The sequence below is a fragment of the Spirillospora sp. NPDC046719 genome (genome assembly GCF_040645715.1).
In the GTDB taxonomy this organism is placed as follows: Bacteria; Actinomycetota; Actinomycetes; order Streptosporangiales; family Streptosporangiaceae; genus Spirillospora.
Genome location: NZ_JBEYYT010000667.1, coordinates 1 through 3,776, shown reverse-complemented (window position 1 = coordinate 3,776; position 3,776 = coordinate 1). Strand labels below are relative to the sequence as shown.

The window sequence follows — 3,776 nt, the reverse complement described above, 5'->3', positions numbered from 1 at the left end:
GTTGCGGGCCGCCGCGGCCAGCTCGTCGAGCCGGTCCAGGCCCGGGCTCGGGGCGGGCGCGGCGCCCGCGGGGGGGCGGGCCGCCGGCGGGGGCGCCGGCCGCGGCGCCCCCCGCCCCGGCGGGGCCGGGCGCGCTGCTGGAGGTGGACGGCCTGTCCCGGGAGTTCGGCGGCGTGACGGCCGTCGAGGACCTGCGGCTGCGCGCCGCCGCCGGGCAGGTGGTGAGCGTGATCGGCCCGAACGGGGCGGGCAAGACCACCGCGTTCAACTGCATCACCGGGCTGATCCCGCCGTCGGCGGGCACCGTCGCGCTCGCCGGGCGGCGGGTGCGCGGGCTGTCCCCGCACCGGGTCGCCGCCGCCGGGCTGGCCCGCACGTTCCAGAGCATCCGGCTGTTCGACGAGATGACCGTCGCCGAGAACGTGCTGATCGGCCGGTTCGCCCGCGACCGGGCGCTGCTGCGGCCGCCGCGCCGCGCCGACCTCGACGCGGTCCGCCGCTGCCTGGACTTCGTCGGGCTGGCCGGGGCGGCGGACCGGCTCGCCGGGGGCCTCCCCTACGGCGACCGGCGCCGGCTGGAGATCGCGCGGGCGCTCGCCGCCGAGCCGCGGGTGCTGCTGCTCGACGAGCCCGCCGCGGGCGCCAACCCGACCGAGAAGCGCGCGCTGATGGAGCTCATCGCGCGGATCAGCGGGCTCGGCACCGCCGTCGTGCTGATCGAGCACGACGTCGCGCTCGTCATGTCGATCTCCGACCGGGTGACCGTGCTGGAGCACGGCCGGGCGATCGCGGAGGGCCCGCCCGCCGAGATCCGGGCGGACCCGCGGGTGATCGCCGCGTACCTCGGCGTGCCCGACGACCCGGAGACCGACCTCGTCACGGAGGTGCTGGGGTGACCCTGCTGCGGGTGACGGACCTGCACAGCCGCTACGGGCAGGTGGAGGCGCTGGCCGGGATCTCCTTCGAGGTCGCCGAGGGCGAGATCGTCGCGCTGCTCGGCAGCAACGGCGCGGGCAAGACGACCGCGCTGCGCACCCTCACCGGGCTGCACCGGGCCCGGTCGGGACGGGTCGAGTTCGACGGCCGCGACATCACCCGGCTCGGCGCGCACCGGATCGTCGCCGCCGGGCTCGGGCACGTCCCGGAGGGCCGCCGGGTGTTCCCGGCGCTGACGGTCGCGGAGAACCTGCTGCTCGGCGGCTACCTGCGGCGCCGCGACCGCGCCGCGGTGAGCGCCCGCCGCGAGGAGGTCTACGCCATGTTCCCGCGGCTCGGGGAGCGGCGCGGGCAGCTCGCCGGGCTGCTGTCCGGCGGCGAGCAGCAGATGCTCGCCATCGGCCGCGCGCTGATGCTGCGCCCCCGGCTGCTCGCCCTCGACGAGCCGACGATGGGGCTGGCGCCGCGGACGGCGCAGCAGGTGCTGCGGGTCGTCCGCGAGATCCGGGACCAGGGCGCGACCGTTCTCATCGTCGAGCAGAACGCGCACCAGACGCTCCGCCTCGCCGACCGCGCCTACGTGCTGGAGACGGGCCGCATCGTGCTGGACGGCCCGGCCGCGGACCTCGCGCGCGACGACCGCGTCAAGGCCGCCTACCTCGGCGGCGACCCCGTCATCGAGACCGGCTGAGGCGGCCGCCGGACGTCCGGCACTGAAACCGATTTCTGTTTCTTCGGACGACCGGAGCTTCCCGCGACGCCGCAGGGGCCCGGTAACAGCAGATCAGCGCCTTTTCGCCCGCCTCGCCTATTGACATCGTCCGCGCCCATGCTGCAATCATTCTCTGACAACGGTTTCAGTGATCTGGGCAACAGACGGGAGTCGACGTGGCGACCATCCACGACGTGGCGGCGCGGGCAGGCGTCTCCCCCGCCACCGTCTCGCGGTTCCTGCGGGGACAGCGGGTCAGGTCGGCGGAGGCCATCCGCGCCGCCGTGGATGAGCTGGGCTTCGCGCCGAACATCGCGGCGCAGTCGCTGAAGTCGGGACGCACCCGCACCATCGGCGTCGTCGTCCCCGACATCACCAACCCGTACTTCGCCGCGGTCGTGAAGGGCATGGAGTCCGTCAGCCGCGACCGCGGCTACCGGCTGCTGCTCGCCAACAGCGACGAGAGCGGCGCCCGCGAGGCCGACCTGCTCGCCGACATGGCCCGCCAAGTGGACGGCATCATCCTCGCCCCCGCCACCGAGCACGAGCAGACCCCGGTGCAGCTGCGCGACAGCGGGCTGCCGGTCGTGTTCATCGACCGGGACCTCGCCGACGGGGAGAGCTTCGACGCCGTCCTCGTCGACAACCGCGCGGGCGGCAGGCAGGCCGCCGAGCACCTTCTCGCCCTCGGCCACACCCGCATCGCGATGATCAGCGGCGGTCAGGAGTCCACGCCGGGCCGGTACCGGCGGGACGGGTTCCTGGAGGCCGTGTCCGCCGCCGGCGTCGAGATCCCGCCGGAACTCGACCTGATCGGCGACTTCCGCGAGGAGCGCGCCTACCAGCTCACCCTGTCGCTGCTGTCGCTCGCCGAGCCGCCGACCGCGATCTTCACGGCGAACAACCTCACCACGCTGGGCGCGCTGAAGGCGCTGCACGACATGCGGGTGGACGTCCCCGGGCAGATCAGCCTCATCGGCTTCGACGACCTGGACACCGGGCCGCTGCTGCGGCCGCCGCTGACCGTCGTCGACCGCCCGATGACCGAGCAGGGCGTCCTCGCCATGCGGCTGCTGCTGCACCGCTTCGACGACAGCCAGACCCGGGACCTCCCCCGGCGCATCGTCATGGACATAAAGATCATCGAGCGGGCCTCGACGGCCCCGCCCCGGACCCCCAGGAAGGCGGGCAGGACCCGATGACCGTGACCGAGTTGCAGGGATTCCTGCACGGACTTCCGGGCGTGGACCAGGTCGGGGCGGAGGAGCGGGCGGCGCGGCTCGCGACTCGGTCGATCAAGACGTCGGCGAAGGCCGAGGCGATCGATCTGGCGATCTCGATGGTGGATTTGACCACGTTGGAGGGTGCGGACACGGCCGGGAAGGTGCGGGCGTTGTGTGCCAAGGCCGTCCGTCCTGATCCGGCGGACGCGACGGTGCCGAAGGTGGCGGCGGTGTGCGTGTATCCGGACATGGTGGAGACGGCCGTCGCGGCGCTGGACGGGTCGGGGGTCGGGGTCGCGTCGGTGGCGACGGCGTTCCCGTCCGGGCGTGCGCCGCTGGAGGCCAAGCTCGCCGACACCCGCGCGGCGGTCGCGGCGGGCGCGAGCGAGATCGACATGGTGATCGATCGTGGCGCGTTCCTGTCGGGTGACTATGGGACGGTCTTCGAGCAGATCGTCGCGGTCAAGGACGCCTGCGGGGACGCGCATCTGAAGGTGATCTTGGAGACCGGCGAATTGGTCACCTACGACAATGTGCGGCGGGCGTCGTGGTTGGCGATGCGGGCGGGCGCGGATTTCATCAAGACCTCGACCGGGAAGGTGTCTCCGGCGGCGACGTTGCCGGTGACGCTGGTGATGCTGGAGGCCGTCCGCGACTATCGCGCGGCGACGGGGCGTCAGGTCGGGGTGAAGCCCGCGGGTGGGATTCGTACCACCAAGGATGCGATCAAGTATCTGGTGCTGGTGAACGAGACCGCCGGCCCGGACTGGCTGTCGCCTGACTGGTTCCGGCTCGGCGCCTCCAGTGTCCTGAACGATCTGCTGATGCAGCGCCGCAAGCTGTCCACCGGGGTGTACTCCGGTCCCGACTACTTCACCCTGGACTGATCATGGTGTTCGAGTACG

The 3,776-nt window shown here is 73.2% G+C and carries 4 protein-coding genes; all 4 read left to right on the top strand.

The window, feature by feature from the left end:
- A partial coding sequence (locus ABZ914_RS48340) for an ABC transporter ATP-binding protein (RefSeq protein ID WP_500201353.1) occupies positions 1 to 896 on the top strand: 896 nt, incomplete at its 5' end.
- A complete protein-coding gene (locus ABZ914_RS48335; RefSeq protein WP_190868916.1) occupies positions 893 to 1,627 on the top strand; it encodes an ABC transporter ATP-binding protein in 735 nt (244 codons plus the stop codon). The genes ABZ914_RS48340 and ABZ914_RS48335, both read left to right, overlap by 4 nt.
- A gap of 197 nt (positions 1,628 to 1,824) precedes the next feature.
- Positions 1,825 to 2,850 (top strand): substrate-binding domain-containing protein, encoded by a 1,026-nt coding sequence (locus tag ABZ914_RS48330; RefSeq protein ID WP_190868917.1) that lies wholly within the window; start codon positions 1,825 to 1,827, stop codon positions 2,848 to 2,850.
- On the top strand, positions 2,847 to 3,758 hold the full coding sequence (gene deoC, locus ABZ914_RS48325) for a deoxyribose-phosphate aldolase (RefSeq protein WP_500201352.1): 912 nt from the start codon (positions 2,847 to 2,849) through the stop codon (positions 3,756 to 3,758). Before ABZ914_RS48330 ends, deoC begins: the two co-directional genes overlap by 4 nt.
- Positions 3,759 to 3,776 lie beyond the last annotated feature (18 nt).